Annotated in this window: 25 protein-coding genes and 3 pseudogenes; 27 read left to right on the forward strand and 1 reads right to left on the reverse strand. The window is 40.4% G+C overall.

Translation table 11 applies throughout. The features are described from left to right. Positions 1-55: 55 nt before the first annotated feature. Positions 56-298 (reverse strand): annotated as a pseudogene (locus HHK02_RS13015) (IS30 family transposase); the annotation flags it as partial. A gap of 577 nt (positions 299-875) precedes the next feature. On the opposite strand from HHK02_RS13015, the gene HHK02_RS08610 reads away from it, so the two are divergent. From HHK02_RS08610 to HHK02_RS08745, 27 genes and pseudogenes are all read left to right on the forward strand, one after another. Beyond that, complete coding sequence (locus HHK02_RS08610) at positions 876-1409, forward strand: DUF7010 family protein (RefSeq protein ID WP_085681000.1); 534 nt, start codon at positions 876-878, stop codon at positions 1407-1409. After that, positions 1410-2936 (forward strand): lysine--tRNA ligase, encoded by a 1527-nt coding sequence (gene lysS / locus HHK02_RS08615; RefSeq protein ID WP_085680998.1) that lies wholly within the window; start codon positions 1410-1412, stop codon positions 2934-2936. It begins immediately after the preceding gene. Next, positions 2937-3938 (forward strand): tRNA dihydrouridine synthase DusB, encoded by a 1002-nt coding sequence (gene dusB, locus HHK02_RS08620; protein WP_003671232.1) that lies wholly within the window; start codon positions 2937-2939, stop codon positions 3936-3938. It abuts the gene before it with no gap. Next, complete coding sequence (hslO, locus tag HHK02_RS08625) at positions 3939-4859, forward strand: Hsp33 family molecular chaperone HslO (protein WP_035160003.1); 921 nt, start codon at positions 3939-3941, stop codon at positions 4857-4859. Next, a complete protein-coding gene (gene ftsH / locus HHK02_RS08630) occupies positions 4860-6968 on the forward strand; it encodes an ATP-dependent zinc metalloprotease FtsH (protein ID WP_003671234.1) in 2109 nt (702 codons plus the stop codon). Next, on the forward strand, positions 6969-7511 hold the full coding sequence (gene hpt / locus HHK02_RS08635; protein ID WP_003671235.1) for a hypoxanthine phosphoribosyltransferase: 543 nt from the start codon (positions 6969-6971) through the stop codon (positions 7509-7511). A gap of 18 nt (positions 7512-7529) precedes the next feature. Next, on the forward strand, positions 7530-8924 hold the full coding sequence (gene tilS, locus HHK02_RS08640) for a tRNA lysidine(34) synthetase TilS (RefSeq protein WP_181462912.1): 1395 nt from the start codon (positions 7530-7532) through the stop codon (positions 8922-8924). After that, positions 8925-9419, forward strand: coding sequence for a S1 domain-containing RNA-binding protein (locus HHK02_RS08645; protein WP_003665652.1), 495 nt, complete (start codon positions 8925-8927; stop codon positions 9417-9419). Further along, positions 9420-9776: an FtsB family cell division protein gene (locus HHK02_RS08650; RefSeq protein ID WP_078009866.1), complete on the forward strand. Its 357-nt coding sequence runs from the start codon at positions 9420-9422 to the stop codon at positions 9774-9776. Next, positions 9777-10049 (forward strand): RNA-binding S4 domain-containing protein, encoded by a 273-nt coding sequence (locus HHK02_RS08655; protein ID WP_003665648.1) that lies wholly within the window; start codon positions 9777-9779, stop codon positions 10047-10049. Then, positions 10050-13589: a transcription-repair coupling factor gene (gene mfd, locus HHK02_RS08660; protein ID WP_181462301.1), complete on the forward strand. Its 3540-nt coding sequence runs from the start codon at positions 10050-10052 to the stop codon at positions 13587-13589. Then, positions 13590-14150, forward strand: a complete 561-nt coding sequence (pth, locus tag HHK02_RS08665; protein ID WP_078009868.1) for an aminoacyl-tRNA hydrolase — start codon at positions 13590-13592, stop codon at positions 14148-14150. Continuing rightward, positions 14151-14789 carry a cyclic di-AMP binding protein CbpA gene (gene cbpA, locus HHK02_RS08670; RefSeq protein WP_065867192.1) on the forward strand — a complete coding sequence of 213 codons (639 nt, stop codon included), beginning with the start codon at positions 14151-14153 and terminating at the stop codon, positions 14787-14789. Next, entirely contained in the window at positions 14790-15581 is a 792-nt protein-coding gene (locus tag HHK02_RS08675) for a 2-keto-4-pentenoate hydratase (RefSeq protein WP_085680990.1), read from the forward strand. Beyond that, positions 15582-16820 (forward strand): cytosine deaminase, encoded by a 1239-nt coding sequence (gene codA / locus HHK02_RS08680; protein WP_003671249.1) that lies wholly within the window; start codon positions 15582-15584, stop codon positions 16818-16820. Further along, positions 16821-18197, forward strand: coding sequence for a cytosine permease (locus HHK02_RS08685; RefSeq protein WP_181462302.1), 1377 nt, complete (start codon positions 16821-16823; stop codon positions 18195-18197). It begins immediately after the preceding gene. After that, entirely contained in the window at positions 18198-18572 is a 375-nt protein-coding gene (locus tag HHK02_RS08690; RefSeq protein ID WP_102815993.1) for a type II toxin-antitoxin system PemK/MazF family toxin, read from the forward strand. Continuing rightward, positions 18573-19700: an alanine racemase gene (alr, locus tag HHK02_RS08695; protein ID WP_181462303.1), complete on the forward strand. Its 1128-nt coding sequence runs from the start codon at positions 18573-18575 to the stop codon at positions 19698-19700. Continuing rightward, positions 19701-20063, forward strand: a complete 363-nt coding sequence (gene acpS, locus HHK02_RS08700; protein WP_102815991.1) for a holo-ACP synthase — start codon at positions 19701-19703, stop codon at positions 20061-20063. Continuing rightward, positions 20064-20204 carry a teichoic acid D-Ala incorporation-associated protein DltX gene (gene dltX / locus HHK02_RS08705; RefSeq protein WP_003671255.1) on the forward strand — a complete coding sequence of 47 codons (141 nt, stop codon included), beginning with the start codon at positions 20064-20066 and terminating at the stop codon, positions 20202-20204. It abuts the gene before it with no gap. Then, entirely contained in the window at positions 20205-21731 is a 1527-nt protein-coding gene (gene dltA, locus HHK02_RS08710) for a D-alanine--poly(phosphoribitol) ligase subunit DltA (RefSeq protein ID WP_085719428.1), read from the forward strand. It begins immediately after the preceding gene. Then, positions 21732-22949, forward strand: coding sequence for a D-alanyl-lipoteichoic acid biosynthesis protein DltB (dltB, locus tag HHK02_RS08715; RefSeq protein ID WP_085719429.1), 1218 nt, complete (start codon positions 21732-21734; stop codon positions 22947-22949). Then, positions 22950-23189, forward strand: coding sequence for a D-alanine--poly(phosphoribitol) ligase subunit DltC (dltC, locus tag HHK02_RS08720; protein WP_003667244.1), 240 nt, complete (start codon positions 22950-22952; stop codon positions 23187-23189). It abuts the gene before it with no gap. Next, positions 23190-24479 (forward strand): D-alanyl-lipoteichoic acid biosynthesis protein DltD, encoded by a 1290-nt coding sequence (gene dltD, locus HHK02_RS08725; RefSeq protein ID WP_152719801.1) that lies wholly within the window; start codon positions 23190-23192, stop codon positions 24477-24479. Beyond that, complete coding sequence (locus HHK02_RS08730; protein WP_181462304.1) at positions 24480-25388, forward strand: glutaminase; 909 nt, start codon at positions 24480-24482, stop codon at positions 25386-25388. A gap of 221 nt (positions 25389-25609) precedes the next feature. Beyond that, a pseudogene (locus HHK02_RS13255) lies at positions 25610-25681 on the forward strand (helix-turn-helix domain-containing protein); the annotation flags it as partial. Positions 25682-25752: 71 nt separating this feature from the next. Further along, positions 25753-26697 (forward strand): annotated as a pseudogene (locus HHK02_RS08745) (reverse transcriptase domain-containing protein); the annotation flags it as partial. Positions 26698-26711 lie beyond the last annotated feature (14 nt).

The raw sequence follows: 26711 nt of genomic DNA on the forward strand, positions 1-26711 counted from the left end.
GTGACTTCTGTCTCGCTCCCTATCCTAAATTTCAAGAATAAGTTAGCCACTGGACTCAAATAAATAATACTGACCAATTGATTATTGGTTGGTGGAGCTGTGATATCTCTTGGTAGAAGGCCTTACGATAGATGTCCATTGACGAATGTCCATTAAATATAGCTCGTGGATAGTGATTCATCCAATCATTAGTCGCTATGATCTGAGCACTACTATAGTTATTTATAGCTTCACCTTTGGTAATCTCCTTGCGGAGAAACCGGTTATTGATCTCATTGGATCCACGGATCCAATGAGATCAATAACCGGTTTCTCCGCAAGGAGATTACCAAAGGTGAAGCTATAAATAACTATAGTAGTGCTCAGATCATAGCGACTAATGATTGGATGAATCACTATCCACGAGCTATATTTAATGGACATTCGTCAATGGACATCTATCGTAAGGCCTTCTACCAAGAGATATCACAGCTCCACCAACCAATAATCAATTGGTCAGTATTATTTATTTGACTTTGTTATTAAGCGAATTGACTTCGCAAATGTTTTGCTTCAAATCACATCGTGATTGAAGACCCTACACATTTGATTCGTCGAAACTTTGTTCAGTTTTCAAAGGTCTACCTGTCGGCTAATTAAGCAGCCAATCAACATTTTCATTATATCATGTATCAGATTAACTTGTCAAGAAGAAATTTTAAATTATTTTTCAATTTCTTTTGATCGATAACTCAATCAGCAACTCTATCAGTATATCATGTTGCCAAGCCGATGTCAACAATTATTTTAACTTTTTTGTTAAACCATCTCAACAGCACTTAGCTGTTTTGACAACGATAACTACTATACATGGATTTCATTCTTTCGTCAACACCATGGGAGAATTAGAAAAGTTAAAGCAAGACTGTATAGTAAAACAAAAGCGTGGGTTGCATATAATAATTGCTTCGATCGTAGTATGGGGTGGTATTCTTGCAGTAGAACTACTTAATGTTCCCGTTCTTACTAAAAACTTATTCGTATTTGTCTGTACGGCCTTACTTTTACCAATATCTTATTTCATATCGCGATTAATTAATGTGGATTTTCAAAATAAGACAAATCCGTTAACTAAGTTGGGGATGTTATTTTCGATGAATCAGCTTTTGTATCTTCTAATTGCAATGTGGATTTATCTGACTATTCCCAATAAAATGCTAATGGTGTTAGCGATAATATTTGGTGCTCATTTACTGCCATGTAGTTGGTTGTATAATTCTAGGGCTTATTTTATTTCATCGATAGTAATTTCAATATTAGCTTTATTGGTGGGAACTAATTTTAAACCGTTTATTTTAGCATCAGTTATGCTTACCATAGTAGTAGCATTTTGCATTACCTTAATATTAGAAAATCATCAACTTGACTGAGTGTCACAAGAACTAGATCAAATGCGCGTTCGGCGTGAAAAAATGGAAGAGTTAAAAGAAGCGGGGATTGAACCGTTTGGCCGTCGCTTCAAACGAGACCATCTTGCCCAAGACTTGCATGATAAGTTTGATCAATACGATAAAGAAGAATTAAACGAGATGGGCGCCAAAGTAATTATTGCGGGTCGAATGACAAGAAAGCGGAGTAGTGGTAAGGCTGGTTTCGCTGACTTTGTTGATCGGACTGGTAAGATTCAAGTTTACGCTCGTAAGGATATGGTCGGGGATGAGCCTTACCATGTTTTCAAGCGGTCAGATATTGGTGACTTCCTTGGAATTGAAGGGGATGTTATCAAGACGGATACAGGTGAATTAACTGTTCGTGCACATAAAATTACCTTCTTGTCAAAAGCATTGCGTCCGCTTCCTAATAAGTGGGATGGGGTTACTGATCCTGAAACTATCTATCGTCAGCGCTACCTTGATTTAATTTCTAACCCAGAAAGTTTCAAGCGTTTCCACCAACGGACAGCGATCATCAAGGCCGTCCGGAAGTACATGGATGATAATGGCTTTACAGAGGTAGAAACCCCAATTTTGAACACTCAAGCTGGTGGTGCTAATGCGCGTCCATTTATCACTCACCACAATGCACTTGATATTGATATGTACTTGCGGATTGCTACCGAATTGTACCTTAAGCGGTTAATCGTTGGTGGCTTTGAACGAGTATACGAATTGGGACGGATTTTCCGGAATGAAGGGATGGATCCTCACCATAACCCTGAATTTACTACAATGGAAACTTATGCTGCTTACTTCGACTTCCAAGATGTTATGGATGAAACAGAGGGAATCGTTAAGGCAGCAGCTAAAGTTGTTTCAGATGATGGAAAGATTACTTACCAAGGACATGAAATCGACCTTGGAGGAAACTTTAAACGGATTACGATGGTGGATGCCGTTAAGGAAAAGACTGGCATTGACTTCAGCGATGAATCAATGACGGACGAAGATGCTAAGAAGTTAGCCGATGAACATAAGATTGAATATAAGCCTTACTGGACAAAGGGCCATATCTTGAATGCATTCTTTGAAGAGTTCGTTGAAGATACACTTATTCAACCAACTTTTGTCTATGAATTCCCAGTTGAAGTTTCACCATTAGCAAAGCGGAATGCTGATAATCCTGCGATGACTGACCGTTTCGAATTGTATGTTGACGGTAGCGAATTGGCAAATGCCTTTAGTGAATTAAACGATCCAATTGACCAGAAGGAACGTTTTGAAATGCAAGCAAAGGAAAAAGCTAACGGTAATGATGAAGCTGAACCAGTCGACTTAGATTACGTTCAAGCCCTCGAATACGGAATGCCACCTACTGGGGGACTTGGTATTGGAATCGATCGTCTTGTAATGCTCCTTACTGATGCTAAATCTATTCGGGATGTTATTCTCTTCCCAACTATGCGTCCGGAAAAGGAAACTAAGAACGATTCAAAGAAAAAGAAGAACAAGAAGAAGTAAATGAAATGGAAGATCGGTAACGTTGAAATTCCTAATCAAGTTGTTGTTGCACCAATGGCTGGAGTAACCAATTCAGCCTTTCGGGTTATCTGTAAAAGATTTGGTGCTGGCTACGTTGTCTGTGAAATGATCTCAGACCGTGGCATTGTGTATCATAATCAACGAACTTTAAATATGATGGATGTCGACCCGGAAGAACATCCAATGGGAATTCAAATTTTTGGCGGAACCAAAGAGACATTAGTTGAGGCTGCTAAGTATGTAGATCAACATACAGCAGCTGACGTGATTGATATAAATATGGGGTGTCCTGTTAATAAGGTTGTAAAAACTGACGCGGGTGCACGGTGGTTACTGGATCCTAATAAAGTCTATGAAATGGTGTCATATGTTACTGATGCTGTTAAGAAGCCAGTTACCGTTAAGATGCGAACTGGTTGGGACGACAAGCATATTTTAGCTGTTGAAAATGCTTTAGCAGCTGAACGTGCAGGAGCTAGCGCGATTGCGATGCATGGTCGAACTCGAAAACAAATGTATACGGGACAAGCAGATTGGAATATACTAAAAGAAGTAGCGAGTCAATTGAAAATTCCGTTCATGGCTAATGGTGATGTGAAGACACCAGAAGATGCTAAGAAGATTCTTGATATGACTGGCGCAACCGCCGCAATGATCGGTCGGGCAGCAATGGGTAACCCATGGATGCTAAAGCGGACTGAACATTACTTAGAGACTGGTGAGCTGCTCCCAGAAGCAACCCCAGAACAAAAGATTGAAATGGCCAAAGATCATCTTAATCGTTTAGTTGATTTAAAGGGTGAATATGTTGGAGTTCGTGAGTTCCGTGGGTTATCCACGTACTATATCAAGGGTATTCCGCGTGCTGCCCGGACTAAGGTAGCGTTAGTCGAGGCAGAAACACTTGATGAAATGAACGATATTTTTGACCGCTTTGCTGAACAAACTGCAGAACGAGCTGCAAAAAGACAGCAAGCTTAAATGAAAACAACAGATTATTTAGTAAAGTCAATGACTAAGGATGGAAAGTTTCGGGCTTATGCTGTAAATGCTACCCAAGTCGTTCAAAAGGCACACGAAATTCATGATACATGGAGTGCTTCTTCGGCTGCCCTTGGTCGAACGTTAATTGGAACGATTCTCTTGGCTACTTCTAGTTTACAAGGAGAAGCAGGAATGACGGTTAAGATTCAGGGAAATGGTCCAGTTGGCTTTATTATTGCGGATGGAACTGCTGAAGGAACCGTAAAAGGCTACATGGGTAATCCACACGTTTCTTTACCAGCCAATGATAAGGGGAAGATCGATGTCGCAAAGGCAATTGGTAATCAAGGAACTCTTTCTGTAACCAAGATGGCTCCTGGCGACAAGACACCATATACCGGCGAAGTAAATTTAGTTTCTGGTGAACTTGGTGATGACTTTACTTACTACCTTGCTCAATCTGAACAAATTCCTTCAGCAGTTGGCCTTTCAGTATTCGTTAACCCTGATGAAAATATTGACGTTGCTGGTGGCTTCATGATTCAAGTAATGCCTGGTGCTAGCGATGAAGAAATCAGCAAGCTTGAAAAGACATTGAAGAGCTTGCCATTGGTATCACAAATGTTACGTGATGGTGATACGCCAGAAGATATTTTAAAGAAAATTTTTGGTGATGACTTAAAGATCCTTGAAACGATGCCGGTTCGTTATGCATGTGATTGCTCGAAGGAGCGTTTTGCACATGCCCTTGCAAGTATTTCTAAAGATGATATGAAGAAATTGATTGACGAAGACCACCATGCGGAAGCTGTTTGCCAATTCTGCGGGAAGAAGTACGAATTTAGCGAAGACGAATTAAAGAAGATCTACGCGGAAATGACTGCAAATGATGATAAAAAATCAACAGATGAAAAGTAAATGAACAACAATCGTAAAAAAAATAATTTTACTCATAACGTTCTCTTCTATGCCGTGATGTTCTTGTGTATTATGGGAATCGCCTACTTCTTCTTTGGGGGCAATGCCTCAACAGGACAAAGTAAGACAGTTTCCCAAAGCGAGTTTATCTCCGAACTGAAGAGTAATAAGGTTAAGAGCGTTCAGCTTCAGCCAAATGGTGGGGTATATAAGGTTACGGGTACTTACCGTAAACCTCAGTCAAACAATGACAATTCCGCCAACAATACTGGCTTTGCTCTTACACCACAACGAAACAATAAGGTAACTCAATTCCAAAGTTCTGTTTTGGAAAGTGACGTAACTGTTAGTCAACTTCAAAACTATGCTAACCGTCATAATGTAAAGATTAGTACTCGTGCTGAAGAATCTAATAGTGTCTGGATGAACCTGTTGTTGACTGTCTTGCCATTGGTCATCATGATTTTCTTCTTCTACATGATGATGGGCCAAGCTGGTCAAGGTGGGGGTGGCCGTGGAGTGATGAGCTTTGGTAAGACCAAGGCCAAGCCATCTGATGCTAAGAAAAACAAAGTTCGTTTCTCAGATGTTGCCGGTGAAGAAGAAGAGAAACAAGAATTGGTTGAAATCGTTGAATTCTTGAAGAATCCAAAGAAATTCACTAAGCTTGGTGCTCGTATTCCATCTGGTGTTTTACTGGAGGGGCCTCCAGGTACTGGTAAGACCTTGCTAGCTAAGGCGGTTGCCGGTGAATCAGGGGTACCATTCTTCTCAATCTCTGGTTCTGACTTTGTTGAAATGTTCGTCGGTGTTGGTGCTAGTCGTGTTCGTGACTTATTTGATCAAGCCAAGAAAGCTGCTCCAGCAATCATCTTTATTGATGAAATTGATGCCGTTGGTCGGCGCCGTGGAAATGGCATGGGCGGCGGTCACGATGAACGTGAACAAACCTTGAACCAATTGTTAGTTGAAATGGATGGTTTCCAAGGCGATGAAGGAATCATCGTCATGGCAGCTACTAACCGTTCAGATGTCTTGGATCCCGCCCTTTTACGTCCAGGACGTTTTGACCGAAAGATTTTAGTAGGTCGTCCAGATGTTAAGGGTCGTGAAGCCATTTTACGAGTTCATGCTAAGAACAAACCAATGGCAAGCGACGTTGATTTAAAGGAAATTGCTAAACAGACTCCCGGTTTTGTTGGGGCTGACTTAGCTAACCTATTAAACGAAGCGGCCTTATTAGCTGCGCGGCGGAACAAAACTGAAATTGATGCTGCTGACTTAGATGAAGCAGAAGACCGGGTAATTGCTGGACCAGCTAAGCATAACCGTGTCCAATCTGAACAAGAACGAAAGACTGTTGCATACCACGAAGCGGGTCACACGATTGTGGGTCTTGTATTAAATGACGCACGAGTTGTGCACAAGGTTACCATTGTCCCACGTGGTCGCGCAGGTGGATATGCTATCATGCTTCCACGTGAAGATCAGATGTTAATGTCGAAAAAGAATGCGATGGAACAAATCGCTGGTCTGATGGGTGGACGAGCTGCTGAAGAGCTTGTCTTTAAGTCACAATCTTCAGGAGCTTCAAATGACTTTGAACAAGCAACCCAAATTGCTCGTTCGATGGTTACCCAGTACGGAATGAGTGATAAGATTGGTCCGGTAGAACTGCAAAGTTCTGGTCAGGTCTTTACAGGTCAAGGCTATGACCAATCACCTTACTCCGAAAAGACTGCTGCTTTAGTTGATGAAGAAGTACGTCGAATCTTAACTGAAGGGCACGAAACCGCCTTACACATTATTGAGACGCACCGTGAACAACATAAGCAAATCGCTGAAGCATTACTCAAATACGAAACGCTTGATGAAAAACAAATTCTTAGCCTTTATAAGACTGGAAAAGTTCCTGATAAGGATGTGGCTGCTGAAGACGAAGAGGCACGTGCACAAACCTTTGAAGAATCCAAGCGTGAACTTGAACGATTGGAAAATGAGCGTCACGATGAAGCAAAGGATAATCAAAATGATTCATCCGATACTAAGAGTGACAACTCAAATGATTCACAATCAAGTGATGATTCAGACAATTCTGAAGACAAGTAAATGAATAACGATATTGAGCGTGTCTTATACAGCGAAGAAATGCTTGGCAAACGAATGGACGAATTAGCAACGGACTTAACAAAAGATTATAAGGATAAACGGCCAATTATCATTTCCGTTCTAAGCGGAGCAGTTTTATTTACTGTTGATATGATTGAACGGCTAGATATCATGGCCCAAATCGACTTTATTGATGTTTCTAGTTATTTTGGTGGCTTAGGTTCGACTGGAAAAGTTAAACTTATTCATGATTTGAAAACAGATGTTAAAGATCGGCATGTTCTAATTATGGAAGATATTGTTGATACCGGTCATACTTTGAAGTACTTGATGGACCTTTTAGCCGACCGGGGAGCAAAGAGCATAAAGGTTTGTTCATTATTAAATAAGCCAGAAGGTCGGGAAGTAGATGTCGAACCTGATTATGTTGGTTTTACGGTTCCTAAAGAGTTCTTGGTAGGGTATGGCCTTGATTACAAAGGATTCTACCGAAATTTACCGTATGTTGGAATTTTGAAGCCATCTGTATACCAAAATGACTAAGTGGTCGGCGGAGCTAATATGGCGGATTTACAACAAGCATTTGAGCGACACCTAGTAAGGAGTCGCTTTTTTGCTACCCAAGATAAGGTGGTAGTGGCTGTCTCAACCGGAGTCGATTCGATGGTTCTGTTAGATCTCTTGCAACATTTGCCGTTAAAATATCGTCCCCAGATTATCGTTGCCCATATGAACCATGAGTTACGAAAACAAAGCCAGCTTGAAGAACAGTTCATTCGGCAGTATTGTAAACAAAATGATTTAAAACTAGCAGTTGCACACTGGCCACAAGATCTTCATCCACAGACCGGGGTCGAAAACGCTGCTCGTCAAGCACGCTACCAATTTTTCCGGGAAGTGATGAAAGATAATCAGGCAAGCATTCTGCTAACTGCACACCACCAAAATGATCTAGCAGAAACAATGCTGATGAAGATGGCTCGTGGTGGTCAGTTGAGTCAATTAGTGGGAATACGAGATCGGCGACCATTTGCTTCTGGAACCTTAATTCGGCCGCTTTTACCCTTTAGTAAACAGCAGTTAAAGAAATATGCTTTGCAGCATCATCTTAAGTGGTATGAGGATAAGACAAATAAGGACTTGAACATTCAACGGAATCGATTTCGGCATGCGATAATTCCAATGCTTGAAGAAGAGAATCCTCAGTTGCTTTCTCACCTTGAAAGCTATCATCAACAGTTAATGGATCTCCTTGCCTGGCGTGATCAAGAAGTGGCAGATCAATTAGCAGCATGTGTTGATCAACAAGGAAGGATGATCCTGGCAAGATTATTGCAAAATAAGGAAATCATTCGAAAAGAAATTTTACGACAATGGTTTAATCAACAAGGAATATATGATATTAAGGACCAGCAACTTGATGAACTGCTGCAGATCCTAGAAAACGAGCAAAAGCCACAGCAAATCATTGAGTTGCCGCATCGATATATTCTTGAGAAAGCCTACGCTACTTGTGTGTTAAAAAAATTGGATAATCCGCTTGAGAACCTACAAAAGCCCCAAGATCATGTGATAAAATTGGAACAATGGTATCAAGTAGATCCAATAAACTTAATGGCAGTGTCAGCTGAAAAGTCGTTTTTCAATGATGAAGAGCAGGTAGTTTTGCAATGGCTTGCTCCAGATCAATTTCCGCTGCGTCTACGACAATGGCGACAAAAAGATCGTATTCGCTTAAAAAATGGTCATCACCAGTTAGTCAAGCGGGTCCTAATTGACCAAAAAGTTTCCCGAAAACAGCGTGACCAGCAAATGGTCCTAGTTGATGCGCATGACGAGGTCGTCTGGATAGTTAACCGAAAGTGGAGTTGGTTTGAACGGCCAACCGGCTATCAGCAGACATGTCGGTCATGTTTTATTGGAATAAAAAATAAGGAGAAGAAGGTAAATGAATAAATGGCAATTGAAGTTGGAGCAAAGGTTTCAGGTAAAGTTTCAGGAATCACTAATTTTGGTGCATTCGTTGATTTAGATGATAATCAGACAGGGCTAGTACACATCAGTCAAATCTCTGATAAATATATCAAGGATGTTCATGATGTATTGGCTGTCGGGGATGAAGTTACAGCAAAAGTAACACGGATTGGTGATGACGGTAAGATTGCTCTTTCAATCAAGGCCGCAGCTCCTCGTGAACATCAAGATCATCATGAAAATAACCATCATCGTGAAAATAATCACCGTGATTTTCACCACGAACGGAATAATAATTTCCGTGGTCACAATGATAACTTCCGTGGTGGTTTTAGTGGTCGTCACCACAACAGTCACCAACACGAAGACTTTAATGACATGTTAGCTGGCTATTTAAAAGAAAGCGAATCACGTTTATCTACTTTGAAACGTCAAACTGATGGTAAGCGTGGCGGCCGTGGTGGTCGGCGGAGCTAAATGAAAGGACAATCTGATAGCAAAGTTTCACAATTAAATACCCCATATGCCCGCCAGGTTTCGAATCAAAAAACATATAATCGGCATGTGCATAAGCGCCGTTGTCAGCGGATTATTGCCGTTTTTTTGGTTATATTCTTAATCTTTGGAATTCAGATATTTCAAAGCAAACGGACATTAGCAGATATTAATGGCAATATTCGACAAGCACAATCACAATTAACAAAACAAAAACAAAAGAATCAACAACTACAACGTCAGATTAAAATGTTGCATAATCCCGAATATATTCAGCAGGTTATCCGTGCTAAGTATAATTACTCTAAGAAGGGCGAGATAATCTATAATTTGAACTAAATGAGATTAGATAAATTTTTAAAAGTATCACGGATTATTAAACGTCGATCAATTGCTAAGGAAATCGCGGATCAAGGACGGATCTTAATTAATGGTCAACCAGCAAAATCATCCAGTCGGGTAGCGGTTGGTGATACTTTAACAATTAAGTTTGGTAATAAGACAGAAACAGTTAAGATTAATCGGATTGTTGAAACGACGAAAAAGAGTGAAGCGGAAGATATGTATGAAATTGTTGATGAAACTTACGCGGAATCCTTTGACCAACTATAAATGGTGCAAATAGAAAATTTAATCGAGAAGACGCCATCATTTAAACAAATTACGGCTGACCTCCAACCCAAGAACCATCAATTAATAACGGGGATTTCTGGATCAGCGCGAACCGAATTACTAAGTGCTCTTTCTAAAGAAGGGCAGCGACCAATTCTAGTAGTGACCGACACGATTTCCCATATGCAGGAATTGGCTAGTGACTTGGAGAACCTTCTTCCTGCTAATCGTGTTTACCAGTTTCCGGTTGAAGAGGTTTTAGCAGCGGAAGTAGCAACTAGTTCTCCTAACTATCGTCTTCAGCGGGTACTGGCCTTAAATGCGTTGATTAATAAAGAACCGGCAGTTGTAGTTGCATCTGCTGCGGGGTTACGACGCAATATTATTTCACCAGAATACTTTGCCCAGTCCTCGTTAAAGATTAAGACTGGCGGGGAAGTGGATCCAGCAAAAATTCGGCAACAATTAAGCGCAATGGGGTATCAATATCAAAAAATGGTTTTGCGTCCTGGTGATTTTGCAATTCGTGGGTCGATTATTGATATCTACGCCTTAAACACTGATAATCCGATTAGAATTGATCTTTTTGATACAGAAGTTGATTCACTTCGGTATTTTGATGCTAGTACTCAGCGGAGTATTGATAATGTTGAAGAAGTTCAGATACTGCCAGCGACAGATTTTATTATCCCATCGACTGAATTTTCGCGGGTGTATGAAGCGCTAGATACTGAATATAAAAAGGTGGGGAAGGAGTTAAGTGCTGACGATGCGGATATTAAACAGCAGGTGGCTAACCGCTTTGAACCATTATTGAACGCACTTAAGAACCAGCACTTGCCTAATGAACTTTTAGAATTTAGCAACCTGGTTTATCCGGCTAAGCATTCCTTATTTGATTATCTTCCTGATGATGGGACAATTTACTTTGATGACTTGACGCGGATAAAGCAATTTGCCAAGCGGATGACCCAGGAAGATGCAGGCTGGTTTAAAGATAAGGTTGCTCACCATCAATTAACGGATGTTCCAGATCTTAGCAATGACATATCGGCCATAATAAAAAAAGACCCGCATCCGCAAATTTATGGCGCCTTATTTAAAAAAGGTCTCGGTAATATTAAACTTAGCCAAATTACCGACCTAAAAAGCAGAACCATGCAACGTTTCTTTGGTCAAATGCCACTGCTGAAAGCCGAACTTCAGCGGTGGATTGATCAAGGGCAAACGGTAGTACTGATGGCTAATAGTCCAGAACGGCGAAAGCAAATTGCCCAAACGCTTGCTGACTTTGATATCACCGCAACAGAAACTGAATTAACAAATATCAAGCCGAATGTTGTTCAAATTGTTGCTGCTAACTTAAACAATGGATTTGAAATGCCACTTGCTGGGCTGGTTGTTATTACAGAAAGCGAGATGTTTAAGCAGGTAAAAAAGGTTCATCATCGTCCACAAAAACTTGCCAACGCCGAACGATTAAAAAATTATACTGACCTTAAACCAGGTGACTATGTAGTTCATGTCAATCATGGAATTGGGATTTTTAGTGGAATTAAGACGATGGAAGTTGACCATGTTCACCAAGACTACATGATCATCAATTACCGAGATAACGCTCAGATATATGTGCCAGTAACCCAACTAAATCTTGTCCAAAAGTATGTATCATCAGAATCTAAGACCCCGCATATCAACAAGCTTGGCGGTAACGAATGGGCAAAGACTAAGCGGCGCGTTTCTTCAAAAATTGAAGATATCGCTGATGAATTAGTTGACTTATATGCTAAGCGAGAAGCGGAGAAGGGATATGCTTTTCCGAAAGACGATTATCTCCAAAAACAATTTGATGCTAATTTCCCGTATAATGAGACTCGTGATCAGTTGCGGAGTATTGATGAAATTAAAGAGGATATGGAAAAACCAAAGCCGATGGATCGACTGTTGGTAGGGGATGTCGGCTATGGTAAAACTGAAGTTGCAATGCGGGCAATTTTTAAAGCAGTCACTGGAGGAAAGCAGGTGGCCTTCCTTGTGCCAACAACTGTTCTTGCCCAGCAACACTACAACACCCTGATGCGCCGGTTTGAGGGCTTCCCAATCAACATTGCCTTGATGTCACGTTTCAAGACGCCAAAAGAGCTAAAAGAGACAGAAGCAGGGCTAAAGGATGGAAGCGTCGATGTTGTTGTTGGAACCCACCGAATCCTATCAAAGGATGTTGAATTTAAGGACCTTGGGCTGTTAATTGTTGATGAGGAACAGCGCTTTGGGGTAAAACATAAAGAAAAACTAAAACAATTAAAAAATAATGTTGATGTTTTAACCTTGACAGCAACCCCGATCCCCCGGACATTACACATGTCAATGCTGGGCGTACGAGATTTATCAGTCCTTGAAACACCGCCAGCTGGTCGTTACCCAATCCAAACCTATGTAATGGAGCAAAATAGTAGTGCGATTCGCGATGGGATCATTCGTGAAATGCAACGCGGCGGACAGGTTTATTACCTTCACAATCGCGTTCATGACATTGAAGAGACAGTGGCGTGGTTACAAGACCTTGTTCCTGAAGCCCGGATTGGCTATATTAATGGTCAGATGAGTGAAAATGAACTGGAGACAGTCCTCTATGAGTTTATTCAAGGAAATTATGATGTATTAGTGACTACCTCTATTATTGAAACGGGGGTTGATATCCCAAATGCTAATACCCTCTTTGTTGAAAATGCTGATCGGATGGGGTTAGCTCAGCTATATCAGATTCGCGGACGAATTGGTCGTAGTAATCGGGTGGCTTATGCTTACTTTATGTATCAGCCTAATAAGGTCCTAACAGAATTAGGAGAAAAGCGGCTAGCTGCAATTCGTGATTTTACCGAGTTGGGATCTGGATTTAAGATTGCAATGCGAGACCTTGCTATTCGGGGAGCTGGTAACCTCTTGGGGAAACAACAACATGGATTTATCGATTCTGTTGGTTATGACCTATATTCAGCGATGCTTAGTGATGCGGTAGCTAAAAAGCAGGGTAAGAAGCAAACTATTCACTCCGATGCAGAAGTTGAGTTAGGGGTTGAAGCTTACCTACCAACGGATTATATTGCAGACCAACGGCAAAAGATCGAATTATATAAGACAATTCGCCAAGCTAAGACAGATGAAGAAGTTATTGATATTCAAGGTGACTTGATTGATCGGTTTGGCGATTACCCGGCACCGGTTGGGACGCTGTTGCTTGTAAGTCAATTGAAGAATCATGCTGACCTGGCAATGATTGCTGAGATTAAGCGGCAACGGGATAATATTAATATCAAGTTTACTGAACGTGCTAGCCGCTTGATTAAAGCCCCTGCAATAATTAAGGAGCTAGCTAATACGCGATTTAAAGCAACAATCGGTGAAGACAATCAGCAACTAATGATTCGGCTGGTTATTCAACCTAAAATGACTACTGATGATTGGCTTCACCAGCTACTACAATTTGTAACGACTTTAGGAAACGTTATTCAAGCCGATGAAAAAGGAGCGGAAAAATGAATGAAAATGATTGTTGGCTTAGGAAATATTGGGACGCGGTATGATGAAACCCGTCATAATACTGGCTTTATGGTGGTTGATCAACTAGCACGAGATTATCACCTGGGAGCATTCACCCACCTAAAACAAGAAGCAGTCGCAGTTAGTGGGATAATTAATGGTGAAAAAGTAATGTTGGTCAAGCCGACGACGTTCATGAATGATTCAGGACGAGCAGTCGGACCACTAGTAGACTATTATGATATTGACTTGGATAATCTCGTAATTGTTAATGACGACTTGGATATGCCAGTTGGCAAAGTACGTTTAAAAACACATGGGGCTTCAGGCGGTCATAATGGACTTAAAAGCATTATCAGCGCGTTAGGAACCAAGAACTTTAACCGGGTAAAAGTAGGGATTGACCATCCCCAACATGGAACGGTGGTTAGTCATGTCTTAGGTAAATTTTCTAAAGAAGAACGTCCTAAATTTGACCAAGCAGTTGAACAAGCTGAGCATGCATTAGAAGACTGGATTAATGGAGAAGACTTTGCCAAATTAATGAATGCTTATAATTAAATGATTTTCAATTCATTAATCAAACCCAAAGCAACCTTAACAACTCTTCCAGAAACAGCGACATTGGATGAGGCTCTGACTGTCTTGGAGGATACCGGCTATCGGTGTGTCCCAGTTCTTGATAAGTCAGGAAAGATCTTTCGGGGAAATATTTATAAGATGCATCTTTACCGGCATAAAGCACGACAGGGGGATATGCATTTACCGGTAACTGCATTATTAAAGAATGCTACTAAATTTATCTCAATTAACGCGGCTTTCTTCTCTATCTTTTTTGCTATTCGAGACCTTCCATATATTGCGGTATTGGATAACAATAATCAGTTTTATGGGATTTTAACCCATAATAGTCTTTTACGGATGTTAGCTGCTGGCTGGAACGTGAATAATGGGAGTTATGTTTTAACTGTTATTACTCCTGATGAACGGGGAGCGCTAGTAACGGCTGCTAAAGAAATCACTCGTTTTTGTCAGATCGTAAATGTCATTTCACTCGATCCAGAAGACGAAACAATGAAACGGGTCTTATACACCTTGCCTGCTGATGTTACTAAAGAAAAGATGGAACGGATTGTTAAACGACTCGAGAAAAAAGGGTTAGAAGTTTCAGAAATTGAAGACTTGCACCAAAGCTATTAAATGACTGAATTAAACGCACGACAGGAAGAATTTGCTAAGGCTCTTTTTGAAGCTTATGACACTAATACGCCGTTAAAAGAGGAAGAATGGAAAGACGTTGTGACTGATGATGAAACAGCATACGCAGTTCAAGATGCGGTAGTAAAGTTAAAAGGGAAGCCAACTGCTGGCTATAAAGTTTCGTTAACTAGTAAAGAAACTCAAGACATGTTTGATGCTGATTCACCATTGTATGGACAACAAGTTGCTGAACGATTCCTCCAGTCACCGGCGGATGTTGACTTGCAGATGTTAAATGAACCGTTATTAGAGGTTGAATTAACCTTCCGCGCAAAAGAAGACTTGCAACCTAGTGATACATTAGAAGATTTATTTCAGAAAGTAACTGTTGCGGGAGCCTTAGAATTGCCTGATGCCCGTTTCGTCGATTGGTTTCCAGATTTAGGAAAATATAATGTAATGGCTGATTGTGCTGTTGGTGGTCTTGTTGTATATGGTGAAGAACATGATGCAGATAGCGTATTTGAAAATGTTGACGATGCTGCTAATGTTCATGCCGTTTTATTCAAAGATGGTAAGAAATTAAAAGAAGGGGTATCATCAGAAGTTTTAGGCAATCCCTTTAAGTCCCTCCAATGGTTAGTACAAAAATTAGCTGAACAAGGAAAAGTATTTACCAAGGGCCAAATGGTATCATCTGGAACATTTGTCTTACCACCTAAGCTCACTGCTGGTAAGTGGGAAGTTGAGTTCGATAGCGGTTTAGGAAACGTTGTAGTTAATGCGAAATAAATGCTATTAAAAAATGTACATGTTGATAATCATGAAGAAGTAGTCGATGTTCGAATTCTCAATGGAAAATTTAGTGAGATTAAGGCTAACTTAACGCCCCATGACGGTGAAGAAGTTATTGACGGTAAAGAAAATTTACTTTTGCCACCATTTGTTGATTCTCATGTTCACTTAGATGCTACGCTTACTGCTGGTCAGCCAGAATGGAATGAAACCGGGACTTTATTTGATGGTATCCGGATTTGGAGTGAACGGAAACAAGATTTAACGAAGGAAGATGTTAAATCGCGCGCGAAAAAGACATTACTGAATATGGTTGGTCATGGAATTCAACACGTACGGAGCCATGTTGATGTAACTGATCCTCATTTAATTGCCGCCCGTGCTCTTCTTGAATTGCGTGAAGAATTAAAAGACCAGATCGACTTGCAGTTGGTTGCTTTTCCGCAAGAAGGTATTCTTAGCTATCCTCATGGACGTGAATTAATGGAGCAGGCGGTTAAAGAAGGATTAGATGTCGTTGGTGGTATTCCCCATTTTGAATTTACAACTGAATATGGTTGGCAATCCGTCCATTTCTTAATGGCCCTCGCAGATAAGTACGATCGTTTAGTTGACGTTCACTGTGATGAAATCGATGACCCAGCTTCGCGTAACCTTGAAGTTTTAGCGACCGAAGCCTATGAACGAGGGATGAAAGACCGGGTCACTGCTAGTCATACGACAGCGATGGGCTCATATAATGATGCTTATACTTATAAGTTATTCCGACTATTAAAGATGAGTGATATTAACTTTGTATCTAATCCATTAGTTAATGTTCACCTTGGCGGCCGTTTCGATACTTATCCAAAGCGTCGTGGCGTTACCCGGATTAAGGAATTAACAGCAGCGGGGATTAATGTTTCCTTTGGTGAGGATGATATCCAAGACCCGTGGAATCCTCTCGGCGATGGTAACATGTTAGATGCAGTTACGATGGGTGTTTATATTGCTCACTTGATGGGGTATCACCAACTGCAAGATGCCTTTAATTATGTAACTTATAACGGTGCTAAGACATTGCATATTAGTGATAATTATGGAATTGAAGTAGGAAAACCGGCAAACTGTATCTTATTGAATGCTCACGACTTTTATAATGCCCTTAATAAGCATGTTGAAGTTCTTTATAATATTCGTCATGGGAAAGTCCTTGCTGAGACGAAACCAGCTGAAACCAAAGTTAATATAAAATAAGTGAAAGAGCAAAAGGGGACAACAATTTTTAGTATTCCAATGAAGAACAGAAAGACTAATACTTGGGATATGTTTGCCACGTGGGTCGGTGCAAATGCCAATAATGGAACCTGGTTTGTTGGCGGAGTGCTCGCCGCTTGTGGATTTTCGGTTGCCATGAAGGTCTTAGTATTGTCATCTGCCTTATCATATGTATTTTTAAGTTTGGTAGGTTACATTGGTTATAAGACTGGGGTATCGACGATGACTTTAAGTCGTGCCTCCTTTGGTGAACGGGGCAGTTATCTCCCATCATTAGTTAATATTACTCAATTTATTGGTTGGACAGCAGTTAATACTTTTATTGCGGCCCAGTCGGTAAGCATTCTTTTCCATGACTTATTAGGATGGCCTGTGTGGGGACAACATGGCGGCTATTTAGGGCTAGTAGTCGGGATTATTATCATGAGCATTCTCCATATTATTAGTGTTTCTAGCGGATCACGTTCAGTCCAAATGATTGAGCGGTTAGGGATAATCCTTGTTCTTGTATTCGTCATTTGGGAGTCAGTAGCTGTTTTTCGAACCGTTTCCTTCAGTCAAATTGTAAATTGGCGTGTTCCTGCGCAATCAAAAATGGCAGTCGGTGCGGCGGTCGATTATGTAGCAGCTTTTAATTTAGCCTGGGTAACTGCCGGTGCTGATTTCACCCGCTTTACTGCTAAAGAAAAGAATGCGACTTTGACGCCGTTCCTTGGTGCTTTACTAGGGGTTGTATGGTTTGCTTTCATCGGCCTGATTTCAACAATTAGTATTGCAATTTCAAGTGGGGTATATAACGCAAATAACTCTGATCCCTCAACGATTGCTAGTAAGTTAGGACTGGGGGTAGTTGCCCTTCTTGTTATTATTTTGACCTCGATGACGGCAAATGCTGTTAATTTATTAGCGGCCGGATCAGCTCTTTCAAATATCTTTACAAAGCTCAAATTAAAGTATTCATTATGGATCGTCGTATTGCTTGCGACAGTTGTGACCTTTATTCCGATGTTTGTCGGTAGTTTCTTGAGTGCTTTTGAATCATTCCTTGACTATGTGGGGATGGTGTTAGGACCTACGATCGCCATTATTTGTACTGATTTTTATTTCCGTGCTCACCGGCAATATGATGTTGATGAATTAGGTAAAGTTGGTGGAAAATATTGGTATCGTGGAGGCGTCAACTGGGTAGCGATTATTGTTTTTGCTATCGGGGTTGCCTTCTTCTTAGGTGTTCATCAGTTACCAATCTTCGTAAATACGATTGGGGCCACATTTATTGATATGTGTTTGAGTGGTATCCTATATTATGGAATTATGTTGCTGGTTGACCGAAAGGAAGATGAATTATGCTATTAAATGACAAAACGAAAAGTAAAACGGGGTGACATCTATTACGCTGACTTATCCCCGGTAATTGGATCGGAACAGGGGGGCGTTCGTCCAGTCCTGATCCTTCAAAATGACGTGGGAAATCATTATAGTCCAACAGTGATCATTGCTGCGATTACTGCCCAAATGCAAAAAAAGAAGATGCCTACTCATGTCCAACTAAAAGGTAAGTCGTTACCGTTAACTCATGATTCGGTCATTTTATTGGAGCAATTACGAACGATTGATAAACAACGATTAAAAGACCGAATTGCTCATTTGTCGCCAGAGACAATGGCAAAAGTGGATAAAGCATTAACGATTAGTGTGGGATTAAGTGCTGCCTATGATGAAAATAAATGAATGGTTAATGGTCGTTTGCGAGATACATCATTAATAGTGGACTTAGATGCATTACGTCATAATATTCAAGAACAGAAAAAAGTTTTGCCCAAAAATAGTAGAATCCTTGCTGTTGTAAAAGCAAATGCTTATGGCAATGGATTGATTCCAGTTGCCCAAACAGCAATGACCAGTGGTGCAAGTGGTTTATGCGTAGCAATTTTAGACGAAGCATTGGAATTGCGGGATAACGGTATTGAAGCCATGACACTTGTCCTTGGAATTACGCCAGTTGAAGATGCGTTGATTGCTGCTCAAGCCGGAGTTTCTTTAACAGTCGGCTCCTTAGATTGGCTTGAACAATATCATCAACTAGCACAAGTTGCCAAGCCTAAGAAACCATTAAAAGTTCATCTGGGAATTGATTCAGGAATGGGCCGGATTGGTTTTACAGAGGTCGCTACATTTAAGCAAGCTGTTAAGTTGCTTGATAGTCCTGAATTTGAATTTGAAGGGATGTTCACGCATTTTGCAACTGCTGATAGTCCTGATGAAAATTACTTTAATCAACAGGTTCAACGGTGGCATCAATTTGTTGCCAGTCTTGACGAACTGCCACCATATGTTCATATGGCAAATTCAGCGACTGGTTTATGGCATCGGGAAAAAATCACGGCTAATACAGTTAGAATGGGGATTTCAATGTACGGACAAAACCCATCTGGACGTGACTTGAAATTAACGCTTGATTTACAGCCCGTTAGTTCATTAGTTTCATCAATTTCTTTTGTTAAGCAGTTAAAGGCAGGAAGATCTGTCAGCTATGGTGCTACTTATACAGCGGAGCAAGATGAATGGCTAGCCACTTTGCCGATTGGTTATGCTGACGGTTATCCCCGGTGTATGACTGGTTATAAGGTATTAGTTGACGGTCAATTTTGTGATATTGCCGGACGAGTATGTATGGATCAAATGATGATTCGGCTTCCTAAGTATTACCCAGTCGGCACTCCAGTAGTATTGATGGGCAAATCCGGTGACCAAGAAATTACAGCAACTGATTTAGCTGAGCAGGCCGGAACTATTAACTATGAAATCCTAACTAATATTAGTAATCGGGTTCATCGCATTTATCACCAAAGTAAATAAATGATTAAGGGGATTGGAATCGATATAACCGAGATTGAACGAGTTAAGAAAGCTGCGACAGCGCATTCTCAATTCATCCAGCATGTATTGACACCGACTGAACTAGAACAATATAGTCAATTTAGCGGTCAACGATCAGTAGAATATCTTGCTGGTCGGTGGTCACTAAAAGAATCTTTTGCTAAAGCATATGGAACGGGAATTGGTGCTAAACTAGGCTTTCATGATATTGAAATCATTGATAACCAATATGGTGCGCCAATTGTGATTAAATCGCCGTATAATGGTAATGCTCATGCTTCAGTGAGTCATACTGCCACGTTAGTAATGACAGAAGTAATTTTAGAAAGTGAGAATAAATAAATGGCTCAGATTATTCAACGCCATCCTGCATTACAATTCATCTTAAAAACATTATTTTACTTTGTAGTGCTTCTTTTATTAATCTACCTTTATGGTTATTATGGAGCAGGCCAAGAGCCATTTATCTACAACGAATTCTAAATGAGTAAGAATATTATTACCGTCTTTGAGCAAATTGCCAAGGACAACTCAACGCGGATCGCATATGATGAAATGGGCAAAACGACCACTTATGCGGACTTAAGCTCAGCAGTTGATACTTTAGCGGCATGGCTTAGTACTCAATCTTTGCCTGATCGTAGTCCGATTCTCGTATATGGTGATCATCAAGTTGAAATGATTATTAGCTTTTTAGCGGCTCTAAAAGCTGGACATACTTATATTCCAGTGTCCAACGATTCAGCAATTCCACGGATGCAATCAATTCTGGATACTGCTAAACCGGCGATGATTATTGCTGTTAATGATTTTCCAAGCAATGATCTCCAGTTTGATGCCCCGATTGTCGATCATCAACAGCTTGAAAAAATTTTGGCAACACCGCAAACTTTTGATACTTCAGCAATGATTAATGGTGACGAACTAGCTTATGTCCTCTTTACGTCTGGAACTACCGGTTCACCAAAAGGGGTTGAAGTTAGTCATGATAACTTTATGACCTTTGTTGACTGGATGCTAAGTGATGAATTTAAAATCAAAGAACATGCTAATTTCTTAGGGCAGCCACCATATTCATTTGATCTTTCAAACATGTACTGGTTACCAGCACTACTTAATGGTGGGACAATCAAGGCGCTTCCTCACGAAGTTGTTGAAAATTTTGGTCAGATGTTCACTGCTCTACCAAACCTTGATCTTGAGGTATTTGTAGGGACACCATCGTTTGCTGATATGTTAATGCTTAGCCCAGCATTTAACCAACAAAAAATGCCAAGCTTAAAGACCTTTCTCTTCTGTGGCGAAGAATTAACAGTAAAGACTGCCAAAGGATTACACCAACGATTCCCAGATGCTAAAATCTTCAACACTTATGGTCCGACTGAAACAACGGTTGCCGTATCAGGAATCGAGATTACTCCTGAAATCATTGAAAATAATGACCGCTTACCAGTTGGCTATGCAAAGCCTGGAGTTAAATTATCCATTTGGAATGGCGATCAAGAAATCACTACTCCCGGTGAACAAGGTGAGATTGTAATCAGTGGTAATAGTGTGGCACGTGGCTATATGAATAATCCAGAAAAAACAGCCAAGTCATTCTTTAAGATTGATGGTGTGCCTGCTTACCGAACTGGGGATGCGGGTACCCTTGACAGCGATGGCTTACTTCATCACAAAGGCCGCATGGATTTCCAAATTAAATTACATGGTTACCGGATTGAACTTGATGAAGTTCGTGCCAGTCTTGAAAAGAGTCCTCTAATCAAACAAGCAGTTGCGGTTCCAAAATATAATAAAGACGGCAAAGTTACGCACCTGATCGCTTATGTTATTCCAAACGAATCTACTGAAGATACGGCTGGATTAACAAAACAAATTCGTGAAAGCTTGGACGGCTTAATCATGCCATACATGATGCCTACCCAATTCGTTTACCGTGAATCATTCCCAATGTCTGCAAATGGCAAGATTGCAGTTAAACAAATGATTGCTGAGGCTAACAAGTAAATGATTGATTGGATTTCAAACCTTCCTAATTTCAGTGCTTATGGAACCCCGGTATACTTCTTCTACTTACTTCTTGCTATTTTGCCGTTGGGAATCGGCCTTTACTTTGGGAAGAGGTTTAACTGGTATGAAGCATTAATTAGTTTCATTTTTATCTTCTTAATGTTCGATGGTTCAAGCTGGCAACAAGGAATTTCATTAATTGCTTATGTTATTTACCAGACAATTATTGTGATGGCTTATCATCGCTACCGGCAAAATAATAATTCGAGTGGTGTTTTTTACTTCACTGCCGCCTTATCAATTTTGCCGATTGTAATTGTTAAGCTCTCACCGGCAATGGTTGGTCATAACTCCCTCCTTGGTTTCTTAGGAATTAGTTATTTAACTTTTCGGGCAGTCGGAACAGTAATTGAAACGCGTGATGGAATGATCAAAGAGATTTCCCCATGGAAGTTCATTCGTTTCATTCTGTTCATGCCAACCATTACTTCTGGACCAATTGATCGTTACCGACGTTTTGAAAAAGATTATAAAAAGGTTCCGACCCGCGAGGAATATTTGAATCTTGTTAATACGGGAATTTTCTACTTATTCCTTGGGTTCTTGTACAAGTTTGTCATCGGTTATTTCTTTGGTCAGCGTTTTTACCCCTTCTTTGAAAAAGCGGCCTTGGCTGATCCATCATTCCCTTCTTGGAACTTAGTCGGTGTCATGTACACTTACGGACTTTACTTATTCTTTGACTTTGCCGGTTATTCATTGTTTGCAGTTGCTATTAGTTACTTTATGGGTGTGCGTACCCCGATGAACTTTAAGCAGCCTTTCAAATCGAAAAACCTTAAAGAGTTCTGGAATCGTTGGCACATTAGCCTTTCTTTCTGGTTCCGTGATTATATTTTTATGCGGTTCGTCTTTCTTGCTACCAAAAAACGATGGTTTAAGAATCGAAATGCCTTGTCATCAACCGCATATATGCTTAATATGTTACTAATGGGCTTTTGGCATGGAATTACCTGGTACTATATTCTCTATGGTTTTCTCCAAGGTCTAGGCCTAGTAGTTAATGACTGGTGGCTGCGTTTCAAGCGCAAAAACTTAAAACAGCTACCACATAATAAGTTCACTACTGGAGTTGCTATTTTTGTCACATTTAACTTTGTAATGTTTACTTTCTTGATCTTCAGTGGGTTCTTAGATACTTATCTATTCAAATAAATGCAAGAACAAATTATTAATATTTTAGCTGATGCAACTGGTCGGGATACTGCAGACTTTAGTGATGCAAGTCAAAACCTTTTTGAAAGTGGTCTTTTAGACTCAATGGCAACTGTTAGTCTTCTTCTCGGTTTACAAGATGCTTTTGGCGTTCAAGTACCAGTTTCAGAATTTGACCGTAACCAATGGGACACTATTGAAAAGATTGAAGAACGGGTAAAGGAGCTCCAAAATGCATAAATGCATAATGGCAAAAAGCTGTGGTCAATCTTGGGCCCGCTGATTGTCGCTTGTCTATTAGTAGTTCTTTTGTTTTCACTGCCGATTAGTAAAAAGCACTCAGCGGCGATTGAACATGAAGCTGCAGTATCACTAAGCCCCGTTGTTTTTAAGAACCAATCAATTAAGCAACAAGCGCTCAGTGATAAGCACACCCACTATGTTCCATTCTTTGGTTCTAGTGAATTACGGCGAATGGATCGCTTCCATCCTTCTGTAATGGCTGCTCGTTATCATAACTATACTCCTTTCCTCTTTGGTTCACGGGGTACCCAATCTCTTCCGCAATTCTTTAACATTAATTCAATGGAAACGCAGATGAGAAATAATAAGGCAGTCTATATCATTTCACCACAATGGTTTACCAAGCAGGGTGTTCAACCACCAGCTTTCAAGTACTATAATGGTGAACTCGCTAACCTTAACTGGCTTCAACACGCTAATCCCAAATCACCATATGATCGTTACATTGCAACGCGATTAATTGCAATGCTTGGCAAAGATGGGACTGTTTCTTCGTATGCTAAAAAAATCGCTGAAGGAAAATCCCTGAGCAGTTTCGACATGGGAGTTATCCGCTTCCGACTTAACATGCTTGTTCATGAAGATGCCATCTTCTCAGGTTTTCAATTAAATAATAACTATGGCAAGCATATCCTCCCAAATGTTAAGAAGCTTCCTCAGCATTACAACTATAATGAACTTTATGATGATGCAATGAATGAAGCCGCACGTGATACTAATAACAACCGTTTCGGTATCAAAAACAGCTTCTATACCCAGCGTGTGAAGAAAAACTTAGCGAAAACAAAGGGATCACAACGGAATTTCAATTATACTAAGTCACCAGAATATGGCGATTTGGAAGTAGTTTTGAATCAGTTTAAGAATACCAATTCAAACGTCCTCTTTATCATCCCACCGGTTAATTCAAAGTGGGAAAAGTACACGGGAATGGACATGAATATGTATTACCAATCTGTTGAAAAAATCAAATTCCAGCTTCGCCAACAAGGGTTCAATCACATTTTGGATCTTTCTCATGATGGTGATAAGCCTGGATTTATGGAAGATACTATTCATATCGGTTGGGCTGGTTGGGTAAAAGTTGATAAAGCTACTAATAGTTTTATTTCTAACAAGCAACCGCAACCACATTATCAAATCAATAGTAAGTTCCTTTCACCAGAATGGACTAACTTAACCCCAACTCCTGGTAATTTACAGAAATTCCAAGAAAAATTACATTAAATGCAAAAATTAGAGCAATTGATTGATAAAAACTTTGCTGAAACAGCTCATGGTAAGGTTGCAAACTATATTCCGATATTAGGAATTGTTGATCCGCAGCAATTGGGCATTGCCATTTATGACGTTGACGAGGACGAAATTGGGACCGCTGGAATGGCAGGAACGCGATTTGCGATTGAGAGTATTGCGAAGGTCGTAGCTTTAATATTAGCGATCAAGAGATTAGGACATAAGCGTGTCTTAGCAGAACTAGAAAATGGTTCGGCAGATTATAGCCTAAGTTCGGTACTATTGGATGACGAGTTAACCGAGCAGGTCCATCGGATAAATTACCTTAATAATTCCTCCGTCTTGTTAACGACAGCCTTAATTGACCAGTTGATGGGGCAGAATAGTTTTAATGCCCTTCTCGGGTTCTGCCGTGAGATCTGCAATGACCCATGCATTAGCTTGAATGAGCGTTTATTTCGGTCAGTAATTATGAATGATAAAGATATTCATGCACTGGCTTACTATATGAAAGATAAGGATATTTTAGAGACTGTTGATCAAACATTGATAACTTATTTTATGCAAAGCTCAATGATGGTGACATCACAGAGTCTTGCTAACCTAGGAGCAGTCTTGGCAAATGATGGAATTAAACCTTGGGATAATGAGCGTCTTATTAGCCATGAAGATAACGAGTTGGTAAAGAAATTGCTAACAACAGTTGGTTCGTTTGAAGAATCAAAAGAATACACAATTAAAATTGAACTCCCTATTAAAAGTGGTACTGGCGGCGGCTTATTGGCTTGTGCCCCGCAAAAATGTGGTATTGGTATTTTTAGTCCAGCTCTTGATCAACATGGCAATAGTTTGGCAGGAATGAGTTTATTACAAGATGTTGTTGATCAATTAGTAGTTTAAGAGCCCCCGCAAGCAACAGTAGGCCTCCAACGTTCGGTTTTACCGGGCGTTGGAGGCCATTGTTGTACTGTGCCATTTGTCTTTTATGGAAGTAACTTAGCTTAAGTCACAAACCCTTATGGTAGATTGTAAAATTTAAGTTGAACATATTAGTAGACATAAAAAACCATAAAGGTCTTTAATGGTGTCACCACAACATTCCATTAGAAAGAAGGACCTTTATGGGCACCACTATTTTATCATTTGAAGACCGTGTTGTCATCGAAACTCTTCGTTATGAAAACCGCTCCCTTATGGGCACCACTATTTTATCATTTGAAGACCGTGTTGTCATCGAAACTCTTCGTTATGAAAACCGCTCCCTTTTGGCTTCCGTCCCCACCGTGGGGCCCATGACGCTATTGCAAAAGTAGTAGATCTTTATAATCAAGGCTATCGAAGAGTTGTCGACTTAGACCTAAAAGCCTATTTTGATAACGTTAATCATGACTTAATGATTAAGTATCTCCAACAATATATTGATGACCCATGGACACTAAGACTCATTCGTAAGTTTCTAACTAGCGGAGTCTTAGACCATGGGCTTTTCGCTAAGAGTGAAAAAGGAACCCCACAAGGAGGGCCATTGTCACCACTACTGGCGAACATCTATCTAAATGAGTTGGACAAAGAGTTGACTAGACGTGGTCATCACTTTGTGCGCTATGCGGATGATTGTAACATCTATGTTAAAAGTCAACGAGCCGGAGAACGAGTAATGCGAAGCATTACCTAGTTTCTAGAAAAACGCTTGAAAGTTAAAGTGAACCCAGATAAAACCAAAGTCGGTAGCCCTCTGCGGTTGAAGTTTCTTGGCTTTTCGTTGGGTGTAGACCACAATGGGGCCTACGCCCGTCCAGCTAAACAATCGCAACAACGAGTAAAGAAAGCGCTGAAGTTATTAACTAAACGTAATCGTGGAATATCTCTGACAAGAATGTTTGAAGAAATTCATCGAAAAATGCGTGGGTGGCTTCAGTACTACTCAATTGGGAAACTAACTAACTTTATTCAACGCCTCGACAAGTGGTTGAGGGTCCGAATAAGGCAGTATATCTGGAAGCAATGGAAAAAGTTTAAAACTAAGGTAACTAACTTACAGAAGTTGGGGCTGTCCCAGCGTGATGCATATGTCTTCGCTAGTACCCGCAAGGGCTACTGGCGAACTGCACATAGTAAGACCTTGAGCTATTCTCTAACTAATAGAAAACTGGAACAACTTGGACTTATGAATATGTCCAAGACGCTCCAGTCAATTCAATGTGATTAAGTTGTCGAATCGCC

Source organism: Limosilactobacillus reuteri, from assembly GCF_013694365.1.
GTDB classification, from domain to species: Bacteria; Bacillota; Bacilli; order Lactobacillales; family Lactobacillaceae; genus Limosilactobacillus; species Limosilactobacillus reuteri_E.